The following is a 26,602-nucleotide window of genomic DNA, read 5'->3' on the forward strand; positions in this document are numbered from 1 at the left end:
CCTGCGCTTAGTTGCGTGGCAGCTCGGACCACGGTCGTTGGCGTTGTTCGGACTCGCCGGGCTCGCGAGGCAGCCCCAGCACTCGCTCACCGATGATGTTCCGGTTGACCTCGTCGCTGCCGCCGGCAATCGACATTGCCGGAGTGAACATGCAGTACGCATGAAACTGCCCGCCAGTCGGTGTGTCGTCTCCCCACAACATGCCCTCAGGTCCCATCGCTTCGAGTCCGAGATCGCGTGTCCGGCGTGACACCTCCGCGCCGATGACCTTGAGCGTCGAGACTTCGGGCCCCGGCTGACCGCCCGCTTTGACCGCCGCCATTGATCGCGCTGTTGACCAACGTGATGTTCGGCGGAGTTCGGCGAGCTGCATCATTCGTTGTCGTCGAATCGGGTCCGCCGAACCATCAAACTCATCGAGAATGTCGTCGAGGAGCCGGTTTGCCCCGCCGCTCATTGCCAATCCAAACCCGTCGACGTCTCCGTCGACCGCTGCTGCATGCTCGCCAGCAGTGCGCGTCAGATCGGCGCCGGCGAAATCGAATCCGCTACCGGATCCGGAGTTGTCTGGATCGCGTTCATGCGACAGTGTTGTCATACCGACCCGCCAGCCTTCGCCCTGTCCGCCGAGCAGGTCGTCGTTGGCAACACGAGCCTCGGAGAGGAACACCTCATTGAAGGCAATGTCGCCGGTCATTTCGCGGAGCGGCCGAACATCGACGGCGTCTTGGGTCATGTCGATCAGGAAGAAGGAGATGCCTTTGTGCTTGGGCAGATCCGGGTCGGTCCGTGCCATCAAAATGCCGAACGCCGCATTCTGAGCACCTGAGTTCCACACCTTCTGGCCGGTGATGATCCACTCGTCGCCATCGCGAACGGCACGCGTCGACAGGCCAGCCAGGTCGCTGCCGGCTCCTGGTTCGGAGAACAGTTGGCACCAGGTGTCGGTGCCGCGCACAATGCCGGGCATGAAGCGATCGAGTTGTTCGGAGGTGGCGTAGGTCAGCAGCGTCGGGGCCACGAGAAACGTCGACAAACCCTTGGGAGGCCCGTACGCGCCAGCGTCCAGTCGAGCCTGCTCGGCCTGCTTGGCGTCACGCGGGCTGAGCCCGCGGCCGCCCCGCCCCTCGGGCCACGAAGGAAAGGACCAACCCGTTTCGGCGAGGAGCGCCCACCACTCGCCGACCGGGCGATCTGGGTCCCAGTTCTTGGAGTACCACTCGAACGCCTCGTCGTAGATCGAAGTCGACATGGTTATGCCAGCCACGAGATGAGGGCGGCCGCGATGTCTTCGCCGCAGTCGTCTTGGATGAAGTGGCCGCCAGGAGCAAACTCCTGATGGGGCTGGCCCGAAGCCCCGGGCACGCGCTCGATGAACTCGTGGTGCAACTTGCCCAACACTGGATCGCCCGGACAGGCAAGCGTCAAGAACGGCTTGTCCCATTGCTCGAGAATCTGCCAGGCCGCGATGTTCTCAGCGACGCCACCGTGCTCTGGCGTGATCGGGACCAGCGTCGGAAACTCCCGAGCCCCCGCCATGTGCGCTTCGTCGGGGAAGGGCGCGCGGTACGCGTCCACCTCGTCGTCGGTGAGCTCGCGAGCAGCAGTTGCCCGCTGCATCAGTGCACCGCAATCCATGAGCGCCATGTTCTGCGACGCTGCCAACCACATGTCGAAGCCGGGGCCGAGGGAGGCCCCGACCGGAAGTCCGGTGTTGCCGATGGCCACGCGCTCAAAGCGGTCAGGGTCCTCGGCAACGACACGGAGGCCGATCAGCCCGCCCCAGTCCTGCGCGAACAACGTTGCGGTCGTCAGTTCAACTGCAGCGATGAACTGGTGGATCCAGGCCACGTGACCGTTGTAGGTGTACGCCGATCGTTCGACGGGCTTGTCTGATCGGCCGAACCCGATCAGGTCGGGGGCCACACACCGGAAGCCGGCGTCGACCAAGGGCGGGATCATCCGTCGATACAAGTAGCTCCAGGTCGGCTCGCCGTGCATGAGGAGCAGAACGGGTCCATCGGTCGGGCCCTCGTCGATATACGCCATGCGGAGTCCATCGATGTCGACGTACTTGGGTGCGTATGGAAAGTCTGGAAGATGCGCGAAGCGTTCGTCTGGAGTTCGCAGGAACTCGGTGCCGGTTGGTGTCTGGGTGGCGGCCATCGGTGAAACGTATCGCTCGTGCCGGTGCTGTTCAGAGCTGGGCTTGTGGGGTTCGGTGCGTTGGGCCGGGCGGCGGGTCGTTCGGTCGTGAGAACTCAAGCTGCCTGGTCAGCGGCCCTGCATCGCGAGCGTGACGCAGAGTGGGGTTGGCGGCACGGATGGCGTCGGTGCTCGTCCCGACTTAAAAGTAAGCAGACTCTAACGTAAGAAGTGGCTAACGCAGAGAGCATTCAGCGATACAATCATGTGACCGGATCGGACACGATGCTCGACCGGCCCACCGCAAGCCGCATCCCGCGGCACCGAGCAACGGAGCGCCAATGGACGCAGCAGCACGAGCCGTCGCTGAGCCGACTCGACGAGAAATCCTGCACCTCGTCAGGCATGACGAACGCACGGTCAGTGACATCGCCGAGCACTTCGACATCACTCGCCCAGCAATCAGCCAACACCTGCGCGTGCTTGCCGATGCAGAGTTGGTGACGGTGCGCAACGAAGGCACCCGGCGCTACTACCGGGCCCGCCCCGAAGGGCTCGCCGAGCTCACGGAATGGATGGCCGGGTTTTGGACGTCATCGCTGCGGTCGTTGGCCATTGAAGTCGAACGTGAACAGTGGAACGCCCGCAAGCAGCAACAGAGAAAATCGAAGAAATAACAGGGTGAGAGCCGACGTGTCGACTCAGGGCCCGTCGATATCGGCCGGCACCTGATGTCCGGCGAGCCGGGCCGCAGCAGCACAACACGCGCGATACAGGCGCCGATCGTCATCAGATGGGAGCGCCGCGAGATGTGCCCGAATCGTCACCCAGTCCGCTCGCGCTGCCGGTCCGGTCAGCGCGTCGGCCGCACCGCGAGCCGCAACATTGTCGAGCGTGTTGGACATCATCGACCAGTAGGCCGCGACGGGAACGCCGACTTCTTCGGCGAGGCGCTCGATCTGCGCGCACAGTGCAGTGAGGTGGTTCGCCGCAATGGTCGCAGCAGCGTGATACGCAACGCGTTGAGATGGAGCCACTTCCACAGCTTGGCCACCGAGCGACTCAACAATGTCGCGGAGCAACGGATCGCCATCGATCGCAAACGTGCAGTGGTCGAGCAGCCTGCGGGCACCGGTCTCGGCGTCGGGCAGCGACATCAACGGGTGTAAGGAGCCGACGCGCTGGTGCGGCGCAAGGAGGTCGAGGCCGGACGCTCCGGACGCGTGGAGGTAGAGGGCCGATGATCCCGGGAGTGCAGCGGCAACAGTTTCGATTGCAGTATCGGAGACGGCGATGAGCACGACGTCCGCGAGCGCGACCTGTTCCGCCAACTCGGTCAACTCTTTCTGGCTCGCAGTGTTCGCAGTAATCGGTCGGGCCGGAACCGACGTGACGACCCAACCCGCCGCAGCCAGCGCGCGGCTGAACGCCGCGCCAGCTCGACCAGTGCCGACAACGACGCACCGCCCCGGCGACTCGTTCACGGGTTGAGGAAAGTGGAAAGGCCCTGCTGCGGGACGGCTGCAACGCTAGCAAAGAGCGAGTCAAGGTCGTCGTCGGTCATCGGTGGTGGCGAACCGAGAAGTTCGAGCTGCGCGTCGTAGTGCAGCTCGCAACCCCTGTCGTTCGACGTGAACGTGAGAACGTCGTAGGCGCGGAAGGTGTCGTTGATTCCCTCCATCACGAATCGATGGGGAGCTTCCACTTCAAGCAACTCGTACACCACAGTCGCTGGCTGACCGTCAAAACCGGTGACGGTGACCTCATAGGTCGAGCCGACCGCCTGGCCCTCACCGGTCAAGCGGCGCGGAGTGGTGACGCCTCGGTCCCACTCGTTGACACGCCGGAGGTCGATACATCGGTCGAATGCCTCGCGCACCGAGAGGGCAGATTGAACGCTGAACACCTGCTGAGCCATGCCGATGAGACTCGCACACTTTCTCCTCAACTGTCTGAGCCCGGCGGTCGATACATCATCATGACAAGTGTTGACGTCGCAACGGTGCCTGGCACGGTGGAGCCCCCACTGCAGTGTGGAACGATCCTCGTGAACAGCCTGGGAAACCTACGCGTGCTGAGATCCCGGACACGTGAGGACGACGGTTGGAACTGCGCAGACGGTGCAGCCATCTCCGATCAAGACGCAACCAACGGCGAGAAGTGGCAGGCCTACGAGCCCAGCACACTTGCTGCTGACCTGCAGCTGGCTCGCGAACTCCACGAGATGGCTGGAGCACGTGAGCTCAGCGGTGGTCTCGCCACGTGGGATGCGTGCTCCGGCCGCCGTTGTGTTCTCCCGAAACTCGCAAGGATCGTTCGCTGAACCGAACACTGACCATGTCAGGCCACGGGCACGTGCTGTCGTGCCCACTCGTACATGGCAATGCCAGACGCCACTCCGGCATTGAGTGATCTGGTCGACCCAAACTGTGTGATCGCGCACGTCATGCTCGCCGCAGCATTTGCCTCGGGCGACAATCCGGGACCCTCTTGCCCGAAGAGCAGCACACACTCGCGTGGCAGCGATGTGCGCTCAATCGGAACCGACCCCTCAATGTTGTCGATGGCAACGATCGGGACCGACTGCTCAGCAGCCCAGGCCGCGAAGGCGCTGATGGTTGCGTGGTGATGAAGGTGCTGGTATCGGTGCGTTGACATCGCTCCACGGCGATCCCAGCGGTGTGGTCCGATGATGTGCACGGCGGCCGCAAGGAACGCGTTTGCGTTGCGCACGACGGTGCCAATGTTGAAGTCATGTTCCCAGTTCTCGATCGCGACGTGCAGGCCATGGCGGCGCAAGTCGAGGTCATCGACGATTGCTTCGACCGTCCAGTATCGATATCGGTCCACCACGTTGCGACGGTCGCCGCCGGCGAGCAGCTCCGGATCGAAGTGCGGTTCGGTTGGCCAAGGCTGAGGATGCGGTCCGACCCCCACCGTGTTGGAGTGTGCAGGCGACGCGGGGCCATGATCGTCGCTCACGTCGGCCAGGTGTCGGCGACGCGATAGCCGAGGGGCCAGGGGTCAGTTACGTCGGTCTCGTACGCGAAGCGGCCGTACCGCCAAGCTCTGCCGGTCACCAGCGGCACGATGGCATCGAGGTCGCCGACCTTGGTGTCGCTCTCGATCTGACCGACGAACTCCGAACCGATGACCGATTGCATCCGCAAACGATCCCCGACGGCCATGGTCCCCTGCGAGCGCAGCAGTGCCATGCGCGCCGACACGCCGGTGCCAGTCGGCGATCGATCCAGCTTGCCTGGTTCGACCACCACCGTGTTCGTCATCATGAAGTCGTCACCGGAGTCGCGCTCGAGGGGCCCGGCGATCTGGCAGAACGAAAAGTGCGTCCAGTCGGTCGTCGGGTGCGCGAACTGGAGCTGGTCGTTCGCCGCCCGAGTGATCAGCGATCCGAGCGCGGCGAGCTCGCGAGCCGCCTCGGGGACGACGGTGATACCGAGGTCGATGGCATCGACCATGACGAAGCTGTCGCCGCCGAATGCGGTGTCGACGCGCAGTTCGCCACAGCCGTCCAGGTGCAGGGGGAGGTCGCGGGCCACTGCGAATGACGGAACGTTCCGCACGGTCACGTTCAGTACCTTCCCGTCGCGACAGTCGGCGACGACCCTGACCAGTCCGCCGGGAGCCTGGAGCGTGAGTGTGGTGGTCGGCTCGGTCATCGCGACGATCCCGGTTTCCAGCACGACGGTCGCCACGCACATCGAGTTTGAACCGGACATCGGTGGCGTGTCTTCGGGTTCCATGATGATGAACCCGACATCGGCGGCGGGGTCGGTGGGCGGCACCAAGAGGTTGACGTGTTTGAACACCCCACCGCGCGGTTCGTTACCAACCAATCGACGAAGCCGCCCGTCTGCTGCGATCCAGCGGGACTGTTCCCAGACGGTGTCGCCCGGCGGGGGCGCAACGCCACCGACGATCACATCGCCGACTTCGCCTTCGGCGTGGCACCCGACGACCTCGATCGGTCCGGTCAGCAGGCCGTCCAGCGAATGGTCGAATGGCGTCGCACCGTCTGTCGTCTGTTGCATCGACTGATGGTAGCGATTGCGATTCTGCGAGACTGGCGAATCGAATCGAGCCGATCCACCAGCAGGAGCAGTTATGTCCGACGCCAGTCCCGTTCACTTCATCGCCCACTTCACCGTCACTGACGGCGACGGCTATCACAATTACGAGAAGCGATTCTTCCCCGTGCTCAAGCCATACGGCGCGAAATTCATCACCTTTGACGACAACGTGACTGTGCTGGAAGGTGAGCGCGAGGCTGGACGCACGGTCATCATTCAGTTCCCATCCGAGAAAGTGCTGATGGAATGGTGGAACTCACCCGAGTACCGCGAGCTGGCCGCCATCCGCCACCAGGCGACCACCACGTTCTCGGTGTCCGTCATTCACGCGATCCCGCAGCGCTGACGAGCCGAACAGCCAACAATTAGCAGGCCACCGAGGTCGACAAGGACACAAGATGACGATCACCGAACCCCAACGATCTACCCCCACCAACCCGATCGCCGAGGTGCGCGCCTGGTTGACCAAGAACTGGGACCCCGACCTCACCGTTGCGGAGTGGTGGCAGTTGCTCGGCATCTCAGGCTGGGCGGCACCCGTTCTGCCTGCCGAGGCATTTGGGCTCGGCCTGTCCCGCGCCGACTCAGTTGCGGTGATGCGCGAGATCGGGGCGTTCGGTGCACTTGGCCCGCCGAGCGGCCTCGGGCTCCTGCTTGCGGCGCCGACGATTGCCACACACGGCACAACCGAACAGATTGACAACTACATCCGCGACATCGTCACCGGACAGCAGGCATGGTGTCAGCTGTTCAGCGAGCCCGGCGCCGGATCCGATCTCGCCGGCCTCACGACTCGCGCCGAGCGCGACGGCGACGAGTGGATCGTCAACGGGCAGAAGGTATGGACCTCACTGGGACAAACCGCCGATATGGGCATGCTCATTGCGCGGACCAACGTGGACGTGCCGAAGCACCAGGGCATCAGTTGGATGGCCATCGACATGCATCAACCCGGTGTCGAGATCCGCCCACTCCACGAGATGACCGGGCACGCCATGTTCAACGAGGTGTTCCTCACCGATGCCCGCGTCCCGGTCGATGCGGTGATCGGCGACATCAACAATGGCTGGGCTGCAACAAACACGACCTTGCAAGCGGAGCGGGCCGGGCTTGGCGCCGGTGGCTCTGGCGGCGCCGCCGGGGCGCAACCCGGCACGATTGCCAAGCAACTCGAGCGACGTGCCGGAGATCTGGTCCCAGCGAAGAGCGCCGCCGGAACGAAGAAGTCAGGCGACAAGAACGCCAATCGGCGGGCGGTCAATCGTCCGAATCAGACGCTCCTGATCGACTTTGCCCAGAGCGAGGGCAAGATCGGTGATCCAACCGTTCGTCAGGATCTGATGCGTTTGCACACGCTCAACGTCGTCGGTGGGCTCAATGCCCAGCGACTCAAGGGCATGCGGAGCGCCGGCAAGGACATCCCTGGCATGGCCAACATTTCGAAGCTGATGATGAGCGACGTCGTTCGGCTGTCGCGTGACGTTGGGCTCGGCATTCTCGGTGCGGCAGGGACACTCCACGCTTACACGGCCGAGCAGCGTGAGTCACTCAACGCTGCAACAGGTAACCCGCTGCTCGGCATGATCACCGGTCAGGCGCTCTATGCCCAGGCCCCGCCGATCTATGGCGGCACCGACCAGATTCAGAAGAACATCATTGGCGAGCGTGTCCTTGGGCTGCCCAAGGAGCCAAACAACGACAAGGTGCTTCCGTTCTCCGAACTTCCCAAGAACGTCTGACCCCGTCGGGCCCGGCTGAGCCGAGCGTCAGCTCCAGCGGTCGTGGCGGACGAGCTCGTCGAGTGAGACGCGCTGGCGCTTCAGCGGGCTGTCGGGATGATCCTCGACGGGATAGCCCAGGGTGATCACCATTGGCATCACCCAATCGTTTGGCAAGCCGACAGCGGCGCGGGTGACATCGGCATGCCCCAGCGTCACCGGACAGGTGCCGATGCCTTCGTCGTGCGCGGCAATCATCATGTTCTGCGCTTGGCGTCCAACGTCGAACAGGCGAAGTTCGCTGGCAGGCGAGGCGAATCCGATGATCATCGCTGAGCTCCCAATCCACGATGCAAAGTCGCCGGCCTTGACGAGTGCGTCTTGCACCGCCTGGTCGGTGATCACGATCAGACGGTTTGCCTCGACGTTCTTGGCGCTGCCCGCCATGCGTCCGGCCTGGAGGATCCGCGCCATCGATTCATCGGCGATGGGTTCAGCGGTGTACATCCGGAGGTCACGTTTGGACACGATGGCCTCGTACGGAGTCATGGATTCTGCAGTCATGTGCCCAAGTGTTGCACGGTGGCGTCGGAACGGGGTGAGCAGCGCTGAGATCAGGACCGGAGCAGGCGTCCGGGGCGCTCGCCCGTGAACTCGTCGTGCTCACGGGTGACGATGCCCGCCACGACGGTGGCGACGTAGCCTTCGGCTGCCTGCAGCAGCCGGGTTCCGCCTGCAGGGAGGTCGTCGACCAGCCGTGGTTCGCGGAGCTGCAGGTTCGCGTGGTCGATCACGTTGACGTCGGCGCGTTTGCCCACCGCCAGCACGCCTCGGTCGTCGAGGCCGAAGAGTGCGGCAGTGTCCGCAGTCATCTTCTTCACGACGGATTCGATCGGGAGTCGCGGTCCCCGCGTGCGGTCGCGTGCCCAGTGCGTGAGCATCCATGTCGGTGTCGATGCGTCGCAGATGAAGTTGGCGTGCGCACCGCCGTCGGCGAGTCCGAGGACTGCAGCAGGATGGGTGAGCATTTCGTAGAGGGCGTCACCGTTTCCGTGGGCGTAGCCGAGGAACGGCATCATGAGCAACGCTTCGCCGTCGCGTTCGCGGAGCCGGTCGTAGAACTCCTCGATCGGTTCGACACCCCGGGCGCTCGCGAGGGCGGCAATCGATCGATCTGCTGTGGGCTCGTAGTCGACCGGGTCGCCGAGCAGGTACTGGCGGTCGAAGCCGTCGACTACCTGGGCGGCCATTGGCTCGGTCTCGCGCAGGATGTGCATCGACGCCTGTGACTCCTCGATGAGTCGCGCCTTGAGGGCGGCGTTGGCCATCGCCTCGGCCTGTTCTCCAAACGACAGATCTTTCAGCGGTGCGAAGCTCGGCATCTCCTTGAAGCGGTGGCGCGTCGACAGTCCGATCAGAATGCCGAAGGGGCGACCTGCGACCTGCGGAATGACCTGGTGGCCGGCGTCCTGTGCCTCTTGGGAGCGCGTCATCAACTCTTTCCATTCGTCGGGCTGCACGAGGTTCTGCAACATCAGCCAGGTGACCGGACGCCCGATGTCGTCGGCGAGCCGGCAGATCCAGTCGATCTCCTTCTTCGGCGCGACAAGGTCCTCGCCGGCGAGTCCGGCTGGGGCCACTTCGAACACTCCCTTACCTGAGCGGGCCATTGCCCGACCGATGGTGAACAGCTCGTCTTCGGCGGCGAATGTGCCCGGCACCGGCTCGCCGTTCATCGCTCTGTGGCCGATGGTGCGGCTGGTCGAGAACCCGAAAGCGCCCGCCTCGACTGCCTCGTTGACGATGTTCGCCATTTCCGCAATGTCATCGGAGGTGGCCGGCTCGTTGTCTGCGCCGCGCTGGCCCATGACGTACGTGCGGACGGGGCCATGCGCGATCATTGCGCCGATGTCGGCGACAAACTCGCGACGGTCAAGTGCGTCGAGGTACTCGGGAAAGGTTTCCCAATCCCATGCAATACCTTCACTCAGTGCTGCACCGGGAATGTCTTCGACGCCCTCCATCAGCTCGATGAGGAACTCGTGCTCGTCGGGCTTGGCCGGGGCGAACCCGACCCCGCAGTTGCCCATCATCAGGGTGGTCACGCCGTGCGGCGTGGACGGCTCGAGCTCGGCATCCCATGTGGCCTGACCGTCATAGTGCGTATGGATGTCGACGAAGCCCGGCGTCACCAACAGGCCGCTTGCATCGATCTCGCGTCGGCCACTGCCGACGTCAGTGCCGATTCCGGTAATCACATCGCCATCGATCGCGATGCTCAGTCCGAGGCGCGGTGCTGCACCGGTGCCGTCGACGACAAGGCCGTTGCGAATGACGAGATCGTGCTCCATCACCCCAGTCTTGTCGCTTGCCCACCGAAGCAACGTGTCAGCTCCCCATTGCGCAGCGTCACAAGCCGGAGGGGTGGAAACGGGAGGATTCAGGAGTCGGTGCTGGCGGTTCCACGCGCCTGATCGGGCGCTCGACCTGTCAACCCGAATCAGGCCGTGTCAGACTCGCGTCGTGACTGTGCAGCACCCTCTCTCGGGCCAGTCGGTCCTCATCGCCGGGGCCTCCGGCGGACTTGGAACGGCCCTGGCGGTCGAATTGGCTCGGCGTGGCGCCACCCTGACGCTCGTTGCCCGAGACGTCGATCGCCTTGCAGCCGTTCCGGTGGACGCACAGCGAGTGGCACTCGATTTGCGCGTGCCGGACGCTTGCGTCCGTGCAGTCGAGGCGACCATCGCTCACGCTGGTCGGCTCGATGTTGTGGTGAACGCCGTCGGGGTGGTGGCGTTCGGGAACGTGGCCGATCTATCGATCGATGCGATGGAGGAGCTGTTCCTGACCAACACGTTCGTGCCGATCATGCTGGCCAATGCGGCGATCGGACGGATCGAACCACGAGGTGCGATCGTCAACATCTCTGGAGTCATTGCCGAACAGAACCTGCCGGGAATGGCGGCGTACGGTGCGTCGAAGGCGGCAGTTCGATCGTTTGATGAGGCACTTGGCCGCGAGGCGCGACGAACGAAGATCCGGGTGCTCGATGCCCGGCCAGGGCATACGGAAACCGGTCTTGCCGACCATCCGATCGAAGGAGCATCGCCCAAGATGCCCGAGGGGATGGCGCCGGCTCACGTTGCCACCGTCATCTGCGACGCGCTCGAAGCTGGTACGAACGACCTCCCGAGTAGCGCATTCACGTGAACGGCCGACTGCCGACGGTCTGGGTGTTCGGCGACCAATTGCACCGGCGCACCGGAGCCTTGCGCGATCGAGAAGCGGGCGATTGCCGAGTCCTGCTCGTCGAAAGTGAGCTGAAGATCTCGTCGAAGCGATGGCACCGGCAGCGACTCCACCTGGTGCTCTCAGCGATGCGACATTTCGCACAGGAGCTCCGAGACGAAGGCTTCGATGTCGACCTGCGACGCGCGCCGAGCTTCGTGCAGGGATATCGCGAGCACTGTGCCGAATTCGATGTTGATCGGCTCGTCGTGATGGAACCGATGAGCTGGGACGTGACCGCGCTGCTCGGACGCCTGGAGGCAAGTGGGCGTGTTGAGATGCTTCCGAACGACCAGTTCTTCTGCCACTACAGCGAATTCGAAGAGTGGGCTGAGGGGCGCAAGCGGTTCAAGATGGAGGACTTCTATCGATGGCAGCGCGAACGGTTCGGAGTCCTCATGGACGGCGTGGCGCCCATCGGTGGAAAGTGGAACTTCGATCACGACAACCGCGAGAAGCCACCGAAGGACGGACGTTCGTGGCCAGCGATCACCCACTTCGAACCGGACGACATTGACGCCGAGGTCAGCGATCTCATTGCATCGCTCGGCGATGAGGTGTGGGGCAGCGGTGCGGACGGCACCTGGCCGGTGACTCGCCAGCAAGCAGTCACGCGGTTGAACGAATTCATCGCCACTGGCCTCGAGCCGTTTGGTCCGCACGAGGACGCCATGCTCGCCGACGAGTGGAAGCTTGCGCACTCGGTGTTGTCGTCATGTATGAATCTCGGACTGCTGCACCCGACGGAGGTCGTTGAAGCCGCTGAGACGGCCTTACGCGAACGCGACCTGCCGATCAACTCGGTCGAGGGGTTCATCCGGCAAGTGCTGGGGTGGCGCGAGTACGTGTGGTGCGTCTACTGGCGGTGGATGCCCGACTATCGATCTCGTAACCACCTCAAAGCAACGCGGCCCGTACCACCTGCGTTCACCGGCCGGGCGACGACCGAGATGGCGTGCGTGTCCAACGCCGTCAGCCATCTCGATGCGCATGGGTACACCCATCACATCGAGCGTTTGATGGTGTTCGGCAATCTTGCGCTCACGGCCGGCGTCGATCCGTGGGCGATGACCGAGTGGATGTGGGCGAGCTTCGTCGACGGTGCGGAGTGGGTGATGTTGCCGAACGTGATCGGGATGGCACTGCACGCTGACGGCGGGATGATGGCGACGAAGCCTTATGCGTCGGGCGGCGCGTACATCAACAAGATGAGCGACTCCTGCCGCGGGTGCCGATTCGACCCGAAGCAGCGCACTGGCGATGACGCCTGTCCGTTCACAACGCTGTACTGGGACTTCCTTGCGCGCAACGCGGAGGAGTTCTCCAACAACCACCGGATGGCTCAGCAGCTCGCCGGCTTGCGTCGGTTGAGCGACCTCGACGCTGTCCGCGATCGCGCGACCGAAGTGCTCACAGCACTCGACGCCGGCACGCTGTGACCCCTCAGTCACACCCGCACTCCCACGCCCCAGCCCATCACCACCCCAGGCCATCACCACCCCAGCCCATCACCGCCCCACCACGTTTGCGTCGGGATTATTGCCGAACGGTCCGCAAAAAACCCGACACAAACGTGAAGACGAGGCGGTTAGGCGTCTGTCGCGATGACTTCGTCGCGGAGGTCACGCTTGAGGATCTTGCCGCTGGCGTTGCGCGGCAGTGACTCGTGCACGATCGAGACCCGGGTCGGCACCTTGAACTTGGCGAGGTGCGAACCGACGAACTGTTGCAGCTCGCCCACCTCGAGTGTCTGACCTGGCTTGACCATGACGTGGCAAGCCAGTTCTTCACCGAGTCGCTCGTCAGGGATGCCGTACACCGCTGCTTCGTACACCGCCGGATGTTCGTAGATCGTCGCTTCGACCTCGGCGCAGTAGATGTTCTCACCGCCGCGCAGGATCATGTCCTTCGCCCGGTCGCTGATGTAAACGAAACCCTCCGCATCGAGGTGGCCGATGTCGCCCGAACGCAGCCAGCCGTCAACGATCGTCTCAGCGGTTGCCTCGGGTCGGTTCCAATAGCCGCGAATGAGTGATGGACTGCGGAACCAGATCTCACCGGTCTCACCGAGCGGCAGTTCGTTGCCTTCCGGATCGGTGATCTTGAGATCCATGATCGGCACAGGCCGACCGGTGGACTTCGGATTGTTGACGAAGTCATCGCCCGCGTTCTGTGGCCCGTAGGCATTCGTCTCGGTCATCCCATAGCCGAGGCCGGGCCGGCCGCGCTGGAACTCGTCTTCGATGCGCTTGACCAGTTCGGGCGGCATCGGCGCGCCGCCCCCGCCGACCGAACGAAGGCTGGATGTGTCGCGCTCGGCAAACGTCTCTGCTTCGAGCAGATCCCAGCTCATCGTGGGGACGCCGACGAAGTTGGTGACTCGTTCTTGTTCGATCAATTCGAGCGCACGATTCGGTTCCCACTTGTACGTCATGACGAGCTTGGCGCCGCTGACGAACGATCCGAGCATCACCGGTACGAGACCGGTCACATGGAACAGCGGCACGCACAGCATGAATGCGGTCTGGGGCGCGCCGCCCTCTTCGACCGAGGCTGGGTCCTCGGGCTCGCGGAGGTTGCCGACCGCTGCCCGTGCAGCGAAAGCAAGCAATGCACTGAGCACGGCACGGTGCGTTGAGACCGCCCCTTTCGGGCGTCCCGTGGTGCCTGAGGTGTACAGGATCGTCATGTCCTCGTCGGGGTCGATATCGACATCGGGCAACGTGGCGCCGGGCGTGAGGAGTTCGTCGAGCGAGAGCACGCCGTCCGGCAGCGTGCCCTGGGGGCGGACGACCACGATGGTCGCCTCGATCTCACCCGGCGCAGCAGCCTGCATTCGACCGAGTCGCTCGTCGTCGGCGATCACAACGTTCGAACCGGAGTCCTCAAGAGCAAAGACCATTTCCTCGGTCACCCACCACGCATTCATCGGCACGGCGACGGCGCCGACGGAGGTGATCGCGGCGAACGCGGCGATCCACTCGGGATAGTTGCGCATGGCAATGGCGACGCGGTCACCCTTCTCGACGCCGAGGTCGTTGACGAGTGCGTGGCCGATCTGGCCGATCATTTCGATGACGCGTGGCATCGCCCAACGCTCGTCCTCGAAGATGATGAACTCGTCCGTACGCGCCGCAGCCAGAGCAAACAGCGCCCGAATGTTCGGTGGCGTGCCGGCGAACACCTTGCTCGTGCGGCCGAACACTTCGGTCTCTTGAATCTCGAACATCGAGCCGGGCGCGCACACGGCCGCACAGGCGTCCTGGAAAGTCATCGTCATAAGGACGACATGGTGCCAGGCCCGCCGTCGTCGGGGCGAACTCCACTCGCAGGTCGGTCCCGAGGTGCGCCGCATCGTGCCCTGGCTCAATGCAGCGATTCCGTTCGGAGGGGAGCCCTGGCCGGTGTGATCAATCCCGGACAGGGCGCGACGGTGACCTGGTCAGGTGGTGGTGGTCAGGTGGTGGTCACGCGGTGATCGAGTAGTGGCTCAGGTCGGGATCGTGGGTCATGGACCAGTAGTCGACGAGCCTCCACGGCATGATCACCACGACCCTGCCGGCGTCGTTGCGATACCAGTTGCGGAGCCCGTCGGTGCTCCAGATCAGATGCTCATGTTCTGCGTCGAAGGCATCGTTGTAGTCGACCATCGGTTGCTCGCGGACCTCGATGGTCCGTCCGTCGGCCGCAGCCATTGCGGCGACACATGCGCTGATGTGACGGGCATGACACTCGGCTTGGAAGATCGCGCTGCCGCCGTGCCCGAGACCGGTGGTGGGGCCCTGCATGATGAAGAAGTTCGGGAAGTCGGCCACGGTGATGCCGAGATAGGCCATCGGGTCATCGTCGGCCCACAGGTCTGCCAGGTCGATGCCGCCGCGACCGCGGAGACCCAGCCGGCTGGCCCCTTGGAACACTTCGAAGCCGTTCGCAAGCACGACGATGTCATGCTCGCGATGCTGCCCGTCGGCGACGACACCGGTCGCGTCGACGTGATCGGCTGCGTCGACAACGAGTTCGACATTCGGCTTGCGAACGGTCGCGAACCAACCATTGTCGAGCAAGATGCGCTTGCCGTAGGGCGGGTAACTCGGCATGCACTTCTCGACAAGGTCGGCGCGCCCGTCGAGCTCTGTCAGGAGATGATCAGCCATCTGCTGGCGGTGACGTTCGTTGGCTCGATTGATGGAGTGCGGGTGCTCCCAATCCGGGTCTTTCCGCAGGAGCGGGAGGAGACCGTCGCCGTACCGCCACAGCATGACGAAGCGGAACCACGACGCATAGAACGGCAAGTGCTCGAACAGCCACTGCGAGCCTTCGGGAATTGGTTCGTGATAGCGGGGGATCGGTCGCGCCCACTGCGCCGTGCGTTGATACACGGTGAGTTCGGCGACCTGGTCCGCGATCGCCGGGACAATCTGCATCGATGACGCACCCGTCCCGATCACGGCGACACGTTTTCCTGTGAGATCGAGACCGTCGGGCCAATGCGACGAATGGAAGCAGGGGCCCTCGAAGCTGTCGGTGCCCGGCACCGGTGGGGGCTTGGGCACGTTGAGCTGGCCAATCGCGCTGATCAGCACTTGGTATGACCGCGACTCGCTGCCGTTCGGAGTCTCAAGTTCAACGCGCCACTCCTGAGTGTCGTCGTCCCACTGCGCGCCGGTGAGACCGGTCTCGAACTGTACGTGGCGCGTGACATCACAGTCGTCGGCCGTCTGCTGCAGGTAGGTCTCGAGGTCCGCCTGCGGCGAGAAGAAACGCGACCAGCGGTGGGGTCGGGCGAACGAGAACGAGTACGCGTGATTCGGGGTGTCGACGCCAGCGCCGGGGTATCGGTTGTCGCGCCACACCCCACCGACGCTGGGGCCACGTTCGACGATGTCGTAGTCGAGCCCCATTCGATCGAGCCGTGCACCCATGATGATGCCGCTCGCTCCGGCGCCGACCACGAGGACACTGGGGCGCGCCGCGCCCTCGGGCCAGTCGATATCGCGCGACACGAATCCCATTTCCTCGCGCATCATCGGGGCGTACTCGGGGGTGACGGGCTCGCCGAGACAGGCGCTCATCATTTCGACCATCAACTCGTCACCGGGGTCGGAGATCACTGGCGTCGTGCCATGCTCGGCGATTGCCGCGTCCCAGATCTGTTCGGCGATCTCGTCGGAAAACCCGGCGTCTTCGGGTGCGATGAGGCGAACGTCGCGTTGCGGCAAGTACGGCTCGGCGAGCCACTTGCGGTCTCCGGTGATCTGAAAAAGGCACATCACCAGAACCCGCAGGTCGGCATCACGCACGGCAGCGCCGATCTTGGTCTCGTTCGCTTCGATCATCACTGACAGCCTGGCCCAGCCGTGAGTCGCACAACGAGTCCGGTCCGGGCCAGATTCAGCCGCCGGGCTAGCTTGCCGACGATGAGTGGGATGTCGACGGCGGAGTTTCTCGGAATGGTGGACCACGGAGACGGCCAGTGGGCGGTGCCGATCACCGACCGTGCGGTCGGTGGCGGGCGCGGCTCGCTGTTCGGTGGCATCGGACTCGCAGTTGGCGTCGCGACGATGGAAATCGAGACCGGCCAGCCCGCGGTCTGGGCGACGGCGCAATACATCGCCACGATGTACAACCCGTCGGAGATGCGGCTCAACGTGACGAAGCCGGCCGTTGGGCGCACGGTGACCCAGTGCCGTGTGTACGGCACGTTCGAAGACGACGATGTCGTGACCGTGCTCGGGGCAACGGGACAACGACCCGAACAACTGCGCGGTGTCTGGGAGCAGTACCCCGATCCGGTGGCGCCATCAGGGTCGGTCGACCCCGAGCGCGAGTTCGATTACCCATCCCTGCATGACCACGTCGAGGTCAAGATGGCGCGCGGCATGTTCGGCTTCTCCGGCGCCGGGAAGCCGACCGGTGATCATCGATCACTGGTCTGGGTCCGCATGCCCGAGGTCCGCGTCGATGCGGCGGCGCTGGCGATCATTGCCGACTACAGCCCGTCGGTCATCGGCAATGCTGCAGGCCGGGTAACCAACCTGTCGAGTCTGGACAACACGATCCGATTCGCCGATCCGGCCCCGGACGACACCGACTGGGTGCTGTGTGACAACCGCGTTGAGTTCATGGGGAACGGATTCGCCCACAGCAGCTGTCTGATGTGGAGCGAACGTGGCCAACTGCTCGCCACAGCCAGCCAGTCGATGACGATTGTGCCGGTCTGACGGCCGACGGCCCCGTCGAGTCTTGGTCAGCCAGACTCAGCGATCGCGCATCTGCGTACCGACTCCGGCAGTGATGAAGACGACGGTGGTCGGTCCGTCGACGACGTCGGCGGTGTGCCACACGCCGGGGCCATTGACGACTGCTTGACCGGCCGAGATGGTCGCCGTGTTGATCGTCCCGTCGATCGCCTCCTGCGTCAGCGCCACCGACCCATTGATGCAGAGCACCAGTTCACTGCCGTTGGGGTGCATCTCCCAGGTGTCCCACGTCTCGGTGAACGTGTGCATCGAAACGAGCCGGCCCTCGAAGCCATCGTCGCCGTGCGACTGTTCGTACTCGGCGTACCACTCCATGTCGCCGGTATGGGTTGGGAGGGGCAGGGTGGCGGCGCCGAGTCCGAGGTGGACGAAGTTGCCAGAAGAGAAGTCGATCACGTCGCTCATGTCCCATGCTCGCGTACCGCAGACCACCTGGCGATCACGTCGCCGCTTTGAGCGACGAATGGGTCAGTCCGTGCTGCGTCAACGTTCAGCCGGCTGACCTGTCTCGCGCCCGCCGGTACGGTGCACTTGTGCAGGACCCATCGATCGCTTCGACGGCGATCCGCGAGCGACGAGCATGGATGATCGTGGCGGTGGGCACGATGTGCAGCGCGTTGCCGGTCTTCCTCACCGGTGCAGTCGGTGTGCAGCTGCGTGACGATCTCGACATCACCGCAACGGCGATTGGCCTGTCGATGGGCGTCTCGTTCGCTGTTGCTGCGTTGCTCTCGGCCCCGATGGGTCGGCTCGCGCAGCGTCTCGGACCACAGCGTGGGTTTCGCGCCGGATTGGCGATGACTGCATCGGCGGTGGTTGCGATTTCAATGTTTGCCGATTCCGTGCTCGCGCTGGCACTGCTGTTGGCAGTCGCTGGGGCAGCCAATGCGTTGAATCAGCCATCCGCCAACCTGCTGCTTGCTTCGCATGTCGATCCACAGCGGCTCGGATTCGCGTTCGCAGTGAAGCAGTCGGGGATGCCGGCAGCAGCGCTCGTCGGCGGAGTGGCCGTTCCAGCGGTGGCGCTGACGGTTGGTTGGGAGTGGGCGTATGCGGGAGCGGGCGTGCTTGCACTCGTCGTCATGGTCCTGTTGCCGCCGGATCGAGCGGACGTCGCCATCCCGACGAGGTCGTCGAGTGGCAAGGCACCGAGACCCGACATGCGGACGTCACTCCTCGCGTTGTATGCCGCCGTCGGATTCCTCGGCGCGATGCATGCGGGAGCGATGGTCGGGTTCATCACGAGTGGTGCTGAGGAGTCGGGAATTTCGCCCGGCGTCGCCGGTCTGGTGCTCAGTTTTGGTTCGGCGACCGGGATTGCCAGTCGTCTGTATCAGGGCTGGCGGGTTGACAAGTCCGGAATGCTGCCAATTCAACGACTGATCCTGCTGTACTTCGTCGGCGGCCTGGGGGCGTTGATGCTGGCGGTCGACGTGCCGATCACCTACCTCCTGGCGCCGATCCCAGCATTCGCGTTCGGTTGGGCGTGGCCCGGCCTGTTCAACCTCTCGGTCATCAGGAACAATCCGTCGGCACCCGGCGCGGCAACGGGGATCACCCAGATCGGTGTGTTCATCGGAGCAGCTGCTGGTCCGGCACTCGGTGGTGTCATCGTCGACGCCGGCGGCTATCGATGGCTGTGGCTGACCGGCGCTGCGGCGCTGTTCGTCGGCTCGGCGCTCGCCGCGTTCCTGCGACGCGAAATTCGGGCATCTCGGCTCGACTCTGAGAGGGTGGCCCGATGAGCAGGCTCTTCGAAGAACTCGGGCGCGAACCGACACCGATGGGCGACATCAGCCTCCGGCGCCGCTGGGAACCGGAGTTGGAGCTCGATGTGTGGGAGGTCATTCTCGGTGACGAGTTCTTGATGTCAAGTTTGTTCACGACTGGTGAGCGGGCGTTGGCATCGCTCGGATTGGCCGCCACAGTTGGCGACAATCTCAACATCGCCATCGGCGGATTGGGCCTCGGATACACCGCCGTTGAGGCGTTGGCCGACGAGCGGGTGGCGTCGATGTATGTCGTCGACACCCTCGCCGCGGTGATCGGATGGCACGAAGGCCACCGCACCCCACTCGGCGCGGAGCTCACCACTGACCCTCGAACGACGCTGGTGCATGGCAACTTCTTCGAGCTGGTGCGCACGCGAGAACCCTTGGCTCCAGGTGGTCCGGGTCGGCTCGATGCGATCCTTGTCGACATCGATCACTCACCCCGGCATCTGCTCGATCCAAGTCACGCGGGTCTCTACCGACCCACTGGGCTGGCCCGGCTTCAAGAACAGTTGGTGCCGGGCGGTGTGTTCGCGCTCTGGTCGGATGCCGGCGTCGATGACGAGTTCGTCGAGGTACTACGCGGGTCGTTCGCCTCAGCCGAAGCACACACCGTCACGTTCGAGAACGTGTACACAGGCCGCGCGACCGCCAGCACGATCTACGTCGCGGTCACTGCCAACGACTGAGTCAAAGCCTCGAGGGCGTCGAGCCCAACACCGGTCCCGATGTCGGGACTGGGCCGCGCCGGGGCCGGGTTCAACCGTGCCTCAGGCTGGCCAGTCGACTGCTCGGAATTCGTACACGCTGGTCGTTGCGAAGAGTCCGGCGATGACGAAGGGATCGTCGGCGATGATTGCTTGGGCGGTGGCGAGATCGGGCGCCTCGAAGATGATCAGCGTCCCACGCGATGTCCCGATGGCATCGAGGAGTGGACCGCCGACAGGGTTGCCGCGGCGATGTTGATAGTCCGCGTGCGCAGGCAGCGTGGCGGCGCGCAATGCAGTGCTGTCGGGCCGATCCAGGCCGTGGAAGACGAACTTCTTCACTGGCCGACGCTCATCGACTGGAGTGTGGCGAGGTCGAATCCAGCGAGCTGCTTGTATGCGTTTGCTTCGCGTTCAAGCTCGGCGGTGTCGATACACGTGTGGGCCCGATCGTGCGATGTCGCGCACGTGCCATCGCATTGGTCGGCGACCCATTGCATCACGCGTTCGGGTCCGGCCTGGCGGTTGGCGAGGGTCAGCTTGGCAGTGGGTTCGAGTCGTGCGGTTTCGTATGCGGTCAGCGCAGCGACGACATCGTCGTGTTCGGAGAGAGCGTGGGCGATGGCTTCGCCGTCAAGGATTGCCTGGCTCGACCCGTTGCTGCCGTTTGGCCGCATCGGATGAGCAGCATCGCCGAGCAGCGTGACACGGCCGAACGACCACCGCTCGACGGGGTGCCTGTCGACCATTGGGAATTCGTAGGCGGCGTCGCTGGACGCGATGAGCGCCCCGATGTTGAGCCAGCCGTAGTCCCAGTCCTCGAAGTATCGAGCGACTTCGGCGACGTCGACCTCTCGATTCCAACTGACGGTGGCCATGTCAACGTCCTGGGGTCGCTCGGCGACCCAGTTGATCAGCGCGATGCCGTCGTCATCTGGTGGTGTGATCGGGTAGATGACCGCCTTCTGGCTGTCGTCGCCCGCCATGAACATCGTGCGACCATCGAGGAATGCTGGAGCGCGCACGGCGCCCCGCCAAAGGACCAGCCCGCTCGGATGCGGGAGCCCGTCGTTCGGGTGCAGCTGCTTGCGGACGACCGAGTGGATCCCGTCGGCGCCGACCAGGACGTCGGACTCGACGATGACGTCGCGGTCGCCCGGTCGCTCGGTGAACTGCGCCGTGACCGATTCGGCCGATTGCTCGAAGTGAGTCAGCCGGTGCCCGGTGTGTATCCGATCTGGCCCGAGTCGGCTGGCTGCAGCGTTCCACAGAAGCATCTGGAGTCGACCACGATGGATCGAGAACTGCGGCCACGGGTTGCCGGCATCGAGACCACGAGGCTCGGTCCAGATGCGGGTGCCGTCGCGTGACAGGAACATCAAAGCTCCCGTGCGAACGGCGCTCTCGTCGAGCGCCGGTAGCAAACCGAGTTCGTCGAGCACGCGCACTGAATGGGGGAGCACATTGATGCCGACGCCAAGTTCAGTCGGCTCGATCACCGATTCGTAGACGTCGATGTCGTGGCCGGCATCGTGGAGGCACATCGCCGCCACCAGCCCGCCAATTCCTCCACCGGCGATCGTGATCTTGGCCATGATGCGAGTCTGACACCCCGGCCGCGCAATCGTGATGTCCGCCGTACTTCGAGTACCAGAGAACCTCGCTGCAATCGGCGCAGCGTCAACCTCAGGCTTGGGCGTCGATCATGGCTTGCAGGAGCTCGCCGATGCCCTCGGGGAGGAGTGTTTCAAGCGGCGTCTCGTCGGCTTCGACGAGGTTGGCGAGCGCGGTGACGACGTCGGCGGGGTCGAGTTGGTCGGTCAGCACGATGTCGCGAACCATCTGGTTGGCAGCGAACGTGGCCTCATCGCCGGCTGCAATGTGTTCGGTGATGCCGTCGACCATCCGATCGTTGAACCCGGTGTTGTACGGCCCAGGGTTGACCTTGCAGACGTCGATGCCGTGCGGGGCCAGTTCACCGCGGAGGCTGATGGTGAAGGCTTCGACCGCGTGCTTGGTCATGCAGTACGGCGAGGTGAGCGGCGACGCGAGCTTGCCCGCGACCGACGACACGTTGATGATGCGACCGGACCCTCGCTCCATCATTCCGGGTACGACGGCCTGGGTCAGTTCGACCATGCCGAATACGTTGACGTCGAAGCTCGCACGGACCTTGTCCATCGGCACCGTGGCCATCGGCGCCATCACGCCCATCCCAGCGTTGTTGATGAGCACGTCGATTTCGAGACCCGCGGCTTGCGCGATGTCGTCGCTCGATGTGACATCGAGCTTGATCGTCGTCAGCTCTGGGTGCTCGGCGGCGAGTGCGTCAGCTTGCTCCTGCGTTTCGGTTGTCGCGACAACAGAATGCCCTCGACTCGCGAGCTCGATGGCCGCTCCCTTGCCGAAGCCTGAACCGGCGCCTGTGATGAGAATCGTTCGCTGTGTCATCGGGTGAGTGTTGCACGTTGCCGCCCGCCTGAATCTCAGCACACCGTTTGCGTCGGGATTTCCGCGGAGCGGTCCTCAAGAATCCCGACACAAACGAGCTGAGTGGGAAGTGTTGAGGATGGGGGAGCGGTCGAGTTGGGAGGGGCGTGTCAGCGGGAGCGGCGGAAGAGGCCGGCGACGCGAGTGACTAAGCGGCGCCACCAGGACGCCATGTTGTCGACAGCCGGATCCGGCGGAGCGAGATGCACGATGCTCGGTGGCATCCAACTGACCGTGTGGATGATCGGCGCCGGCCACACGTTGCTGCGCTTGAGCGTCGACAACGCCGGCTCAGGCCAGGGCGACCACACCGGGCCAATGGGGCTCGGTGCGGGATCGGTCCACCGGAGAGCGGTGGGCGCTGGGAGCAGTTGAAACGGTGTACTCACTTGAACGTCAGTTTCACACGTGACCGTGAGCCGAGCGTGGATACCTGGAGGGAGTCACCCCATGTTGCCGCTCTCTGTTGGTTGCTACGAGAAGGTGAGGCCCTCGAAGTCGCCAGTCGTGCGCCACTTCTCGATGTATTCGAAGTACGCGACTGGCCCGGCGGGGTACCCCAGCGTGTTGCGCAGCTGGGATGGGCTGATCTCGCGGCCCTCGTTGTTGTAGTAGCCGGGTGTGCACGTCGGGTCGCCGCCGAAGGTGCGACCGCCCGCTTCGAGCAATGCAACCCACGCGTCTTCGGCTTCGCGAGTGACTTCCACTTCGGCGGCTTCGATGGACTCCGCGTGGGCGACGATGGTGGCAATGGTTTCGCCGGCCTCGACGAGGTTGTGCGGGATGTTGGAGATCAGGTTCGCAGCTTGCGTGGGTCCGACGACGAATGCGTTTGGGAAACCGTGCACGTTCATGCCGTGCAAGGTGCGCATTCCATCTTCCCAGTACTGCGACAGCGTCAGGCCATCTCGGCCGGTTGTCTCGAATCCTGACCGACGTTCGAACGAGGTGCCGACTTCAAAGCCTGACGCGAAGATCAGGCAGTCGAGTTCGTAGTGCTCGCCATTGACCCAGACGCCGGTGGCATCAATGCGCTCGACGCCCTTGCCGTCGGTGTCGATGAGGTGTGTGCCGGGCTCGTTGAATGCCTGGAGGTACTGGTCGTGGAAACACGGCCGTTTGCACAACTGGCGATACCACGGCTTCAACTTTTCGGCTGTGATCTCATCCTCGACGACCTGATTGACCCGGGCACGAACCTCGACCATCTTCTCGTCGTCGCTGTCGTGGTACGCCTGCAACATGCCCGCGGGGGAGAGGTCGGGCTCCGGTGACGAAAGCAGCTTGTCGCGAATCCGCTGGCTGATGTCGGTCCAGCCGTCCATCACCAGGTCTTCGTCGGTAAAGCCGCCCGTCTGCAACGTGGTGAAGTTCTCGAGCCATTTCTTCTGCCACCCGGGTTCGAGGGTCTGGAACCATTCGGGATCGGTCGGCTTGTTGTTCCGGATGTCGATCGAAGATGGGGTGCGCTGAAACACGAACAGCTCACCGCATGCCTGCGCAAGGTGCGGCACGCACTGCACGGCCGTGGCGCCGGTGCCGATGATGCCGACGCGCTTGTCGGCCAGGTTCTCCATGCGGGCACCGCCCGGGTCACCGCCGGTGTACTCGTAGTCCCAGCGGCTGGTGTGGAACGCGTGCCCGTCGAAGTCGTTGATCCCGTCGATTCCGGGGAGCTTTGGGCGATGCAGCGGGCCGGTGCCCATGGCGATGTACTTCGCACGCATCTTGTCGCCGCGATCGGTCCGGATGATCCATCGCTTCGCTGCATCGTCCCACTCCAACCCGGTGACTTCGGTGCTGAACAGTGCATGGTCGTACAGATCGAACTGAGCCCCGATGTTCCTGCAGTGCTGCAGTATCTCGGGGGCATGGGTGTACTTCTCGGTGGGCATGTGACCGGTCTCCTCCAGGAGCGGGAGGTAGATGAAGGCCGCGGTGTCGCACTGCGCGCCGGGGTAGCGGTTCCAGTACCACGTGCCGCCGAAGTCGCCGCCTTTCTCGATGATGCGCACGTCGTCGATTCCGGCCTGTCGCAGCTTTGCTCCGGTGAGCAGCCCGGCGAAGCCGCCGCCGATAAATGCGACCGTGACCTCGTCGAAGAGCGGCTCGCGTTCAACACGCTCGGTATGCGGGTCGTCGAGGAAGTGGGCGTACTTACCTGTCGGCTCGATGTATTGCTCGTTGCCGTCGGGGCGGATGCGTTTGTCGCGTTCTTGGAGGTAACGCGCGTGGATGGCGTCGAGGTCTGGCGCAACGGGTGTCGTGTTGGCGGACATGGTTGCAGAGTACAAACAAAAAGTTGCGGGGCCAGGTGTCAGAGGTCTGATCTCAGATGGTGGCTGTCTGATTTCAACCCAAGGTGGAACGGCCGCGCGAGTAGGTTCATGCCGTGCATTCACTGTGTGTCGTGCCCGCTGATCGCGAGGCGGCGTCATGGAATCGCTGAGCGTGTTCGACATGTTGAAGATCGGCGTCGGCCCTTCGAGCTCGCACACGCTGGGGCCGTGGCGCGCAGTCCAGCGATGGCTTACCGAACTTGCCGACGAACTGGATGCTGTCGGTGGCCTCGCGACCGTCGGTCACGTCGAGGTGCACCTCTACGGGTCGCTTGCTCTGACCGGCCAGGGCCACGCCACCGACCAGGCGATCGCGCTCGCATTGCTGGGTCACGAACCCGAGACGGTACCGGTTGCCAGCATCCCAGGATTTGTCCATGATCTCGCGGCGGCCAAGAAGCTGTCGGCACTCGACGGCATCGCTGCTGATGTCGACTTCGACATGGCAACCGACATCGTGTTCCATATCGACGAGCGGCTCCCTGGTCACGCGAATGGGCTCACCTGTCATGCGTTCGTTGATGAGCGAGTGCTCTCTTCGTCGTACTACTCGGTCGGCGGAGGATTCGTTGTCGGCGAGGACGAAGTGCCGGGCGCTGCGGGTTTTGTTGCACTGCCCCACCCTTCCCAGACTCCCGATGAACTCGGTGCTCATTGCGCCGAGCGGAGCTGCTCGATCGCCGACGTCGTTTGGACGAACGAGCAAGCCTGGCGTTCCGACGACGAGATTCGCGAGGGCCTGCGAGCGATCTGGAAGGTGATGCTCGAGGGCGTGTACCGGGGGTGTCATACCGACGGGATTCTCCCTGGCGGCCTGGATGTGCGGCGGCGCGCGGCACCGCTGTCACGACGCCTGCTCACCGTGGACAACGTGTGCGCCGACGCGGACACGCCGAACGAGTGGGTCGATCTGATCCGTCACCGCGACTTCCGCTTCGCCGAAGTGCTGCAGTGGGTCAGCACGTTCGCAATGGCGGTCAATGAGGAGAATGCAGATCTCGGCCGTGTCGTGACGGCGCCGACGAATGGGGCAGCTGGTGTGATTCCCGCCGTGTTGCTCTACCACGTGTGCTTTTCGGCGGAGCCCGTCACCGAGGAACAGATCATCGAATTCCTACTCGTGGCCGGTGAGGTCGGCACGCTGTTCAAGAAGGGGGCGACGATTTCGGCCGCAATGGGTGGCTGCCAGGCCGAGGTTGGGGTGTCGAGCGCGATGGCGGCGGCGGCGCTGGCCGAGGCGCTCGGTGGGACGGTCGCCCAGTCGCTGATGGCCGCAGAGATCGCGATGGAACACCATCTCGGTATGACCTGCGATCCGGTTGGCGGGCTCGTGCAGGTGCCATGCATCGAGCGCAACACGATGGGCGCCGTCAAAGCGATCAACGCCGCTGAGCTGGCCGTTGCGAGTAACCCTGACGACGCCCGCGTGTCGCTCACGGACGTCATTCGTACCTTGCGAGAAACCGCGGAAGACATGTCGGACCGCTACAAGGAGACCAGCCAGGGTGGCCTTGCCGTGAATGTGTCGGTCCGCGTTCCTGAGTGCTGAGGACTGCACCGTCCACTCGGGGTGCAATGGTTGCCGGCCTCGCATTGGTCATTGCGAATCGCAGCGAAATGCGAGAGTAGAGCGTGCCTTGGGAGCAGCTGCAGCAATCATCCACCTTCGGTTTCACTGTCGTCGCGTTGATTGTCGTGTTCGGTCCGCTGATCGCAGAGCGGGTCCGATTGCCCGGCTTGATGGGTCTGTTGCTGGGTGGGGCATTGATCGGCCCCAACATGTTCAACGTTC

Annotated in this window: 26 protein-coding genes; 10 read left to right on the forward strand and 16 right to left on the reverse strand. The window is 64.0% G+C overall.

Annotated features, from left to right (window positions below):
* Window positions 1-7: 7 nt before the first annotated feature.
* Both ACH2DW_RS04420 and ACH2DW_RS04425 read right to left on the reverse strand, forming a co-directional pair.
* Window positions 8-1,252, reverse strand: coding sequence for an acyl-CoA dehydrogenase family protein (locus ACH2DW_RS04420; protein ID WP_394928502.1), 1,245 nt, complete (start codon window positions 1,250-1,252; stop codon window positions 8-10).
* Between the two features lie 2 nt (window positions 1,253-1,254).
* The gene (locus ACH2DW_RS04425) at window positions 1,255-2,166 is read right to left on the reverse strand and encodes a haloalkane dehalogenase (RefSeq protein WP_394928503.1); all 912 of its coding nucleotides are present in this window, start codon (window positions 2,164-2,166) and stop codon (window positions 1,255-1,257) included.
* Window positions 2,167-2,486: 320 nt separating this feature from the next.
* Between ACH2DW_RS04425 and ACH2DW_RS04430 the strand changes: the two genes are divergently transcribed.
* Window positions 2,487-2,822, forward strand: coding sequence for an ArsR/SmtB family transcription factor (locus ACH2DW_RS04430; protein WP_394928504.1), 336 nt, complete (start codon window positions 2,487-2,489; stop codon window positions 2,820-2,822).
* Between the two features lie 24 nt (window positions 2,823-2,846).
* Here the strand turns inward: ACH2DW_RS04430 and ACH2DW_RS04435 are convergent, their stop codons facing one another.
* On the reverse strand, window positions 2,847-3,629 hold the full coding sequence (locus ACH2DW_RS04435) for a DUF2520 domain-containing protein (protein WP_394928505.1): 783 nt from the start codon (window positions 3,627-3,629) through the stop codon (window positions 2,847-2,849).
* A complete protein-coding gene (locus ACH2DW_RS04440; RefSeq protein WP_394928506.1) occupies window positions 3,626-4,063 on the reverse strand; it encodes an SRPBCC family protein in 438 nt (145 codons plus the stop codon). The genes ACH2DW_RS04435 and ACH2DW_RS04440 overlap by 4 nt, the downstream gene beginning before the upstream one ends.
* Before the next feature lie 153 nt (window positions 4,064-4,216).
* Between ACH2DW_RS04440 and ACH2DW_RS04445 the strand changes: the two genes are divergently transcribed.
* The gene (locus ACH2DW_RS04445) at window positions 4,217-4,468 is read left to right on the forward strand and encodes a hypothetical protein (RefSeq protein WP_394928507.1); all 252 of its coding nucleotides are present in this window, start codon (window positions 4,217-4,219) and stop codon (window positions 4,466-4,468) included.
* Between the two features lie 17 nt (window positions 4,469-4,485).
* On the opposite strand, the gene ACH2DW_RS04450 is transcribed toward ACH2DW_RS04445, so the two are convergent.
* The gene (locus ACH2DW_RS04450) at window positions 4,486-5,136 is read right to left on the reverse strand and encodes a TrmH family RNA methyltransferase (RefSeq protein WP_394928530.1); all 651 of its coding nucleotides are present in this window, start codon (window positions 5,134-5,136) and stop codon (window positions 4,486-4,488) included.
* The gene (locus ACH2DW_RS04455; RefSeq protein ID WP_394928508.1) at window positions 5,124-6,197 is read right to left on the reverse strand and encodes a proline racemase family protein; all 1,074 of its coding nucleotides are present in this window, start codon (window positions 6,195-6,197) and stop codon (window positions 5,124-5,126) included. The genes ACH2DW_RS04450 and ACH2DW_RS04455 overlap by 13 nt, the downstream gene beginning before the upstream one ends.
* 73 nt (window positions 6,198-6,270) lie before the next feature.
* Here ACH2DW_RS04455 and ACH2DW_RS04460 point away from each other — a divergent pair, with 73 nt between their 5' ends.
* Both ACH2DW_RS04460 and ACH2DW_RS04465 read left to right on the forward strand, forming a co-directional pair.
* Complete coding sequence (locus ACH2DW_RS04460) at window positions 6,271-6,582, forward strand: DUF1330 domain-containing protein (RefSeq protein WP_394928509.1); 312 nt, start codon at window positions 6,271-6,273, stop codon at window positions 6,580-6,582.
* A gap of 52 nt (window positions 6,583-6,634) precedes the next feature.
* Window positions 6,635-7,975, forward strand: a complete 1,341-nt coding sequence (locus ACH2DW_RS04465) for an acyl-CoA dehydrogenase family protein (RefSeq protein WP_394928510.1) — start codon at window positions 6,635-6,637, stop codon at window positions 7,973-7,975.
* Between the two features lie 27 nt (window positions 7,976-8,002).
* On the opposite strand, the gene ACH2DW_RS04470 is transcribed toward ACH2DW_RS04465, so the two are convergent.
* Complete coding sequence (locus ACH2DW_RS04470; protein ID WP_394928511.1) at window positions 8,003-8,518, reverse strand: nitroreductase family protein; 516 nt, start codon at window positions 8,516-8,518, stop codon at window positions 8,003-8,005.
* A 50-nt stretch (window positions 8,519-8,568) separates the two neighbouring features.
* On the reverse strand, window positions 8,569-10,305 hold the full coding sequence (locus ACH2DW_RS04475; RefSeq protein WP_394928512.1) for an amidohydrolase family protein: 1,737 nt from the start codon (window positions 10,303-10,305) through the stop codon (window positions 8,569-8,571).
* A gap of 172 nt (window positions 10,306-10,477) precedes the next feature.
* Between ACH2DW_RS04475 and ACH2DW_RS04480 the strand changes: the two genes are divergently transcribed.
* Both ACH2DW_RS04480 and ACH2DW_RS04485 read left to right on the forward strand, forming a co-directional pair.
* Entirely contained in the window at window positions 10,478-11,164 is a 687-nt protein-coding gene (locus tag ACH2DW_RS04480; protein WP_394928513.1) for an SDR family NAD(P)-dependent oxidoreductase, read from the forward strand.
* Window positions 11,161-12,681, forward strand: coding sequence for a cryptochrome/photolyase family protein (locus tag ACH2DW_RS04485; RefSeq protein ID WP_394928514.1), 1,521 nt, complete (start codon window positions 11,161-11,163; stop codon window positions 12,679-12,681). Before ACH2DW_RS04480 ends, ACH2DW_RS04485 begins: the two co-directional genes overlap by 4 nt.
* Window positions 12,682-12,830: 149 nt before the next feature.
* Here the strand turns inward: ACH2DW_RS04485 and ACH2DW_RS04490 are convergent, their stop codons facing one another.
* On the reverse strand, window positions 12,831-14,522 hold the full coding sequence (locus ACH2DW_RS04490) for a class I adenylate-forming enzyme family protein (protein WP_394928515.1): 1,692 nt from the start codon (window positions 14,520-14,522) through the stop codon (window positions 12,831-12,833).
* Between the two features lie 187 nt (window positions 14,523-14,709).
* On the reverse strand, window positions 14,710-16,578 hold the full coding sequence (locus ACH2DW_RS04495; protein ID WP_394928516.1) for a flavin-containing monooxygenase: 1,869 nt from the start codon (window positions 16,576-16,578) through the stop codon (window positions 14,710-14,712).
* 81 nt (window positions 16,579-16,659) lie between these two features.
* Here ACH2DW_RS04495 and ACH2DW_RS04500 point away from each other — a divergent pair, with 81 nt between their 5' ends.
* Entirely contained in the window at window positions 16,660-17,463 is an 804-nt protein-coding gene (locus ACH2DW_RS04500; RefSeq protein ID WP_394928517.1) for a thioesterase family protein, read from the forward strand.
* Between the two features lie 36 nt (window positions 17,464-17,499).
* Here the strand turns inward: ACH2DW_RS04500 and ACH2DW_RS04505 are convergent, their stop codons facing one another.
* Window positions 17,500-17,907, reverse strand: a complete 408-nt coding sequence (locus ACH2DW_RS04505; RefSeq protein ID WP_394928518.1) for a cupin — start codon at window positions 17,905-17,907, stop codon at window positions 17,500-17,502.
* 128 nt (window positions 17,908-18,035) lie between these two features.
* Here ACH2DW_RS04505 and ACH2DW_RS04510 point away from each other — a divergent pair, with 128 nt between their 5' ends.
* Together ACH2DW_RS04510 and ACH2DW_RS04515 are read left to right on the forward strand one after the other, a co-directional pair.
* The gene (locus ACH2DW_RS04510) at window positions 18,036-19,247 is read left to right on the forward strand and encodes an MFS transporter (RefSeq protein WP_394928519.1); all 1,212 of its coding nucleotides are present in this window, start codon (window positions 18,036-18,038) and stop codon (window positions 19,245-19,247) included.
* The gene (locus tag ACH2DW_RS04515) at window positions 19,244-19,963 is read left to right on the forward strand and encodes a spermidine synthase (RefSeq protein ID WP_394928520.1); all 720 of its coding nucleotides are present in this window, start codon (window positions 19,244-19,246) and stop codon (window positions 19,961-19,963) included. Before ACH2DW_RS04510 ends, ACH2DW_RS04515 begins: the two co-directional genes overlap by 4 nt.
* A gap of 81 nt (window positions 19,964-20,044) precedes the next feature.
* Here ACH2DW_RS04515 and ACH2DW_RS04520 read toward each other — a convergent pair whose 3' ends face one another.
* The 5 genes from ACH2DW_RS04520 to ACH2DW_RS04540 form a co-directional block, all read right to left on the reverse strand.
* The gene (locus tag ACH2DW_RS04520) at window positions 20,045-20,323 is read right to left on the reverse strand and encodes a YciI family protein (RefSeq protein ID WP_394928521.1); all 279 of its coding nucleotides are present in this window, start codon (window positions 20,321-20,323) and stop codon (window positions 20,045-20,047) included.
* Entirely contained in the window at window positions 20,320-21,576 is a 1,257-nt protein-coding gene (locus ACH2DW_RS04525; RefSeq protein ID WP_394928522.1) for a flavin-dependent oxidoreductase, read from the reverse strand. The genes ACH2DW_RS04520 and ACH2DW_RS04525 overlap by 4 nt, the downstream gene beginning before the upstream one ends.
* Before the next feature lie 91 nt (window positions 21,577-21,667).
* A complete protein-coding gene (locus ACH2DW_RS04530; protein ID WP_394928523.1) occupies window positions 21,668-22,432 on the reverse strand; it encodes an SDR family NAD(P)-dependent oxidoreductase in 765 nt (254 codons plus the stop codon).
* 149 nt (window positions 22,433-22,581) lie between these two features.
* Complete coding sequence (locus tag ACH2DW_RS04535) at window positions 22,582-22,860, reverse strand: hypothetical protein (RefSeq protein ID WP_394928524.1); 279 nt, start codon at window positions 22,858-22,860, stop codon at window positions 22,582-22,584.
* Between the two features lie 84 nt (window positions 22,861-22,944).
* The gene (locus ACH2DW_RS04540; protein WP_394928525.1) at window positions 22,945-24,750 is read right to left on the reverse strand and encodes a flavin-containing monooxygenase; all 1,806 of its coding nucleotides are present in this window, start codon (window positions 24,748-24,750) and stop codon (window positions 22,945-22,947) included.
* A gap of 157 nt (window positions 24,751-24,907) precedes the next feature.
* Here ACH2DW_RS04540 and ACH2DW_RS04545 point away from each other — a divergent pair, with 157 nt between their 5' ends.
* On the forward strand, window positions 24,908-26,359 hold the full coding sequence (locus tag ACH2DW_RS04545) for an L-serine ammonia-lyase (protein WP_394928526.1): 1,452 nt from the start codon (window positions 24,908-24,910) through the stop codon (window positions 26,357-26,359).
* Window positions 26,360-26,602 lie beyond the last annotated feature (243 nt).

The organism is uncultured Ilumatobacter sp., assembly GCF_963980585.1.
GTDB lineage: Bacteria > Actinomycetota > Acidimicrobiia > Acidimicrobiales > Ilumatobacteraceae > Ilumatobacter_A.

Bases quoted from the DNA above. Each gene is read 5' to 3' on its own strand.
- ACH2DW_RS04420 (WP_394928502.1), bottom strand. From the start codon at position 1,252: ATGTCGACTTCGATCTACGACGAGGCGTTCGAGTGGTACTCCAAGAAC.
- ACH2DW_RS04425 (WP_394928503.1), bottom strand. From the start codon at position 2,166: ATGGCCGCCACCCAGACACCAACCGGCACCGAGTTCCTGCGAACTCCA.
- ACH2DW_RS04430 (WP_394928504.1), top strand. From the start codon at position 2,487: ATGGACGCAGCAGCACGAGCCGTCGCTGAGCCGACTCGACGAGAAATC.
- ACH2DW_RS04440 (WP_394928506.1), bottom strand. From the start codon at position 4,063: ATGGCTCAGCAGGTGTTCAGCGTTCAATCTGCCCTCTCGGTGCGCGAG.
- ACH2DW_RS04455 (WP_394928508.1), bottom strand. From the start codon at position 6,197: ATGCAACAGACGACAGACGGTGCGACGCCATTCGACCATTCGCTGGAC.
- ACH2DW_RS04460 (WP_394928509.1), top strand. From the start codon at position 6,271: ATGTCCGACGCCAGTCCCGTTCACTTCATCGCCCACTTCACCGTCACT.
- ACH2DW_RS04465 (WP_394928510.1), top strand. From the start codon at position 6,635: ATGACGATCACCGAACCCCAACGATCTACCCCCACCAACCCGATCGCC.
- ACH2DW_RS04470 (WP_394928511.1), bottom strand. From the start codon at position 8,518: ATGACTGCAGAATCCATGACTCCGTACGAGGCCATCGTGTCCAAACGT.
- ACH2DW_RS04475 (WP_394928512.1), bottom strand. From the start codon at position 10,305: ATGGAGCACGATCTCGTCATTCGCAACGGCCTTGTCGTCGACGGCACC.
- ACH2DW_RS04490 (WP_394928515.1), bottom strand. From the start codon at position 14,522: ATGACGATGACTTTCCAGGACGCCTGTGCGGCCGTGTGCGCGCCCGGC.
- ACH2DW_RS04495 (WP_394928516.1), bottom strand. From the start codon at position 16,578: ATGATCGAAGCGAACGAGACCAAGATCGGCGCTGCCGTGCGTGATGCC.
- ACH2DW_RS04500 (WP_394928517.1), top strand. From the start codon at position 16,660: ATGAGTGGGATGTCGACGGCGGAGTTTCTCGGAATGGTGGACCACGGA.
- ACH2DW_RS04505 (WP_394928518.1), bottom strand. From the start codon at position 17,907: ATGAGCGACGTGATCGACTTCTCTTCTGGCAACTTCGTCCACCTCGGA.
- ACH2DW_RS04515 (WP_394928520.1), top strand. From the start codon at position 19,244: ATGAGCAGGCTCTTCGAAGAACTCGGGCGCGAACCGACACCGATGGGC.
- ACH2DW_RS04525 (WP_394928522.1), bottom strand. From the start codon at position 21,576: ATGGCCAAGATCACGATCGCCGGTGGAGGAATTGGCGGGCTGGTGGCG.
- ACH2DW_RS04530 (WP_394928523.1), bottom strand. From the start codon at position 22,432: ATGACACAGCGAACGATTCTCATCACAGGCGCCGGTTCAGGCTTCGGC.
- ACH2DW_RS04540 (WP_394928525.1), bottom strand. From the start codon at position 24,750: ATGTCCGCCAACACGACACCCGTTGCGCCAGACCTCGACGCCATCCAC.
- ACH2DW_RS04545 (WP_394928526.1), top strand. From the start codon at position 24,908: ATGGAATCGCTGAGCGTGTTCGACATGTTGAAGATCGGCGTCGGCCCT.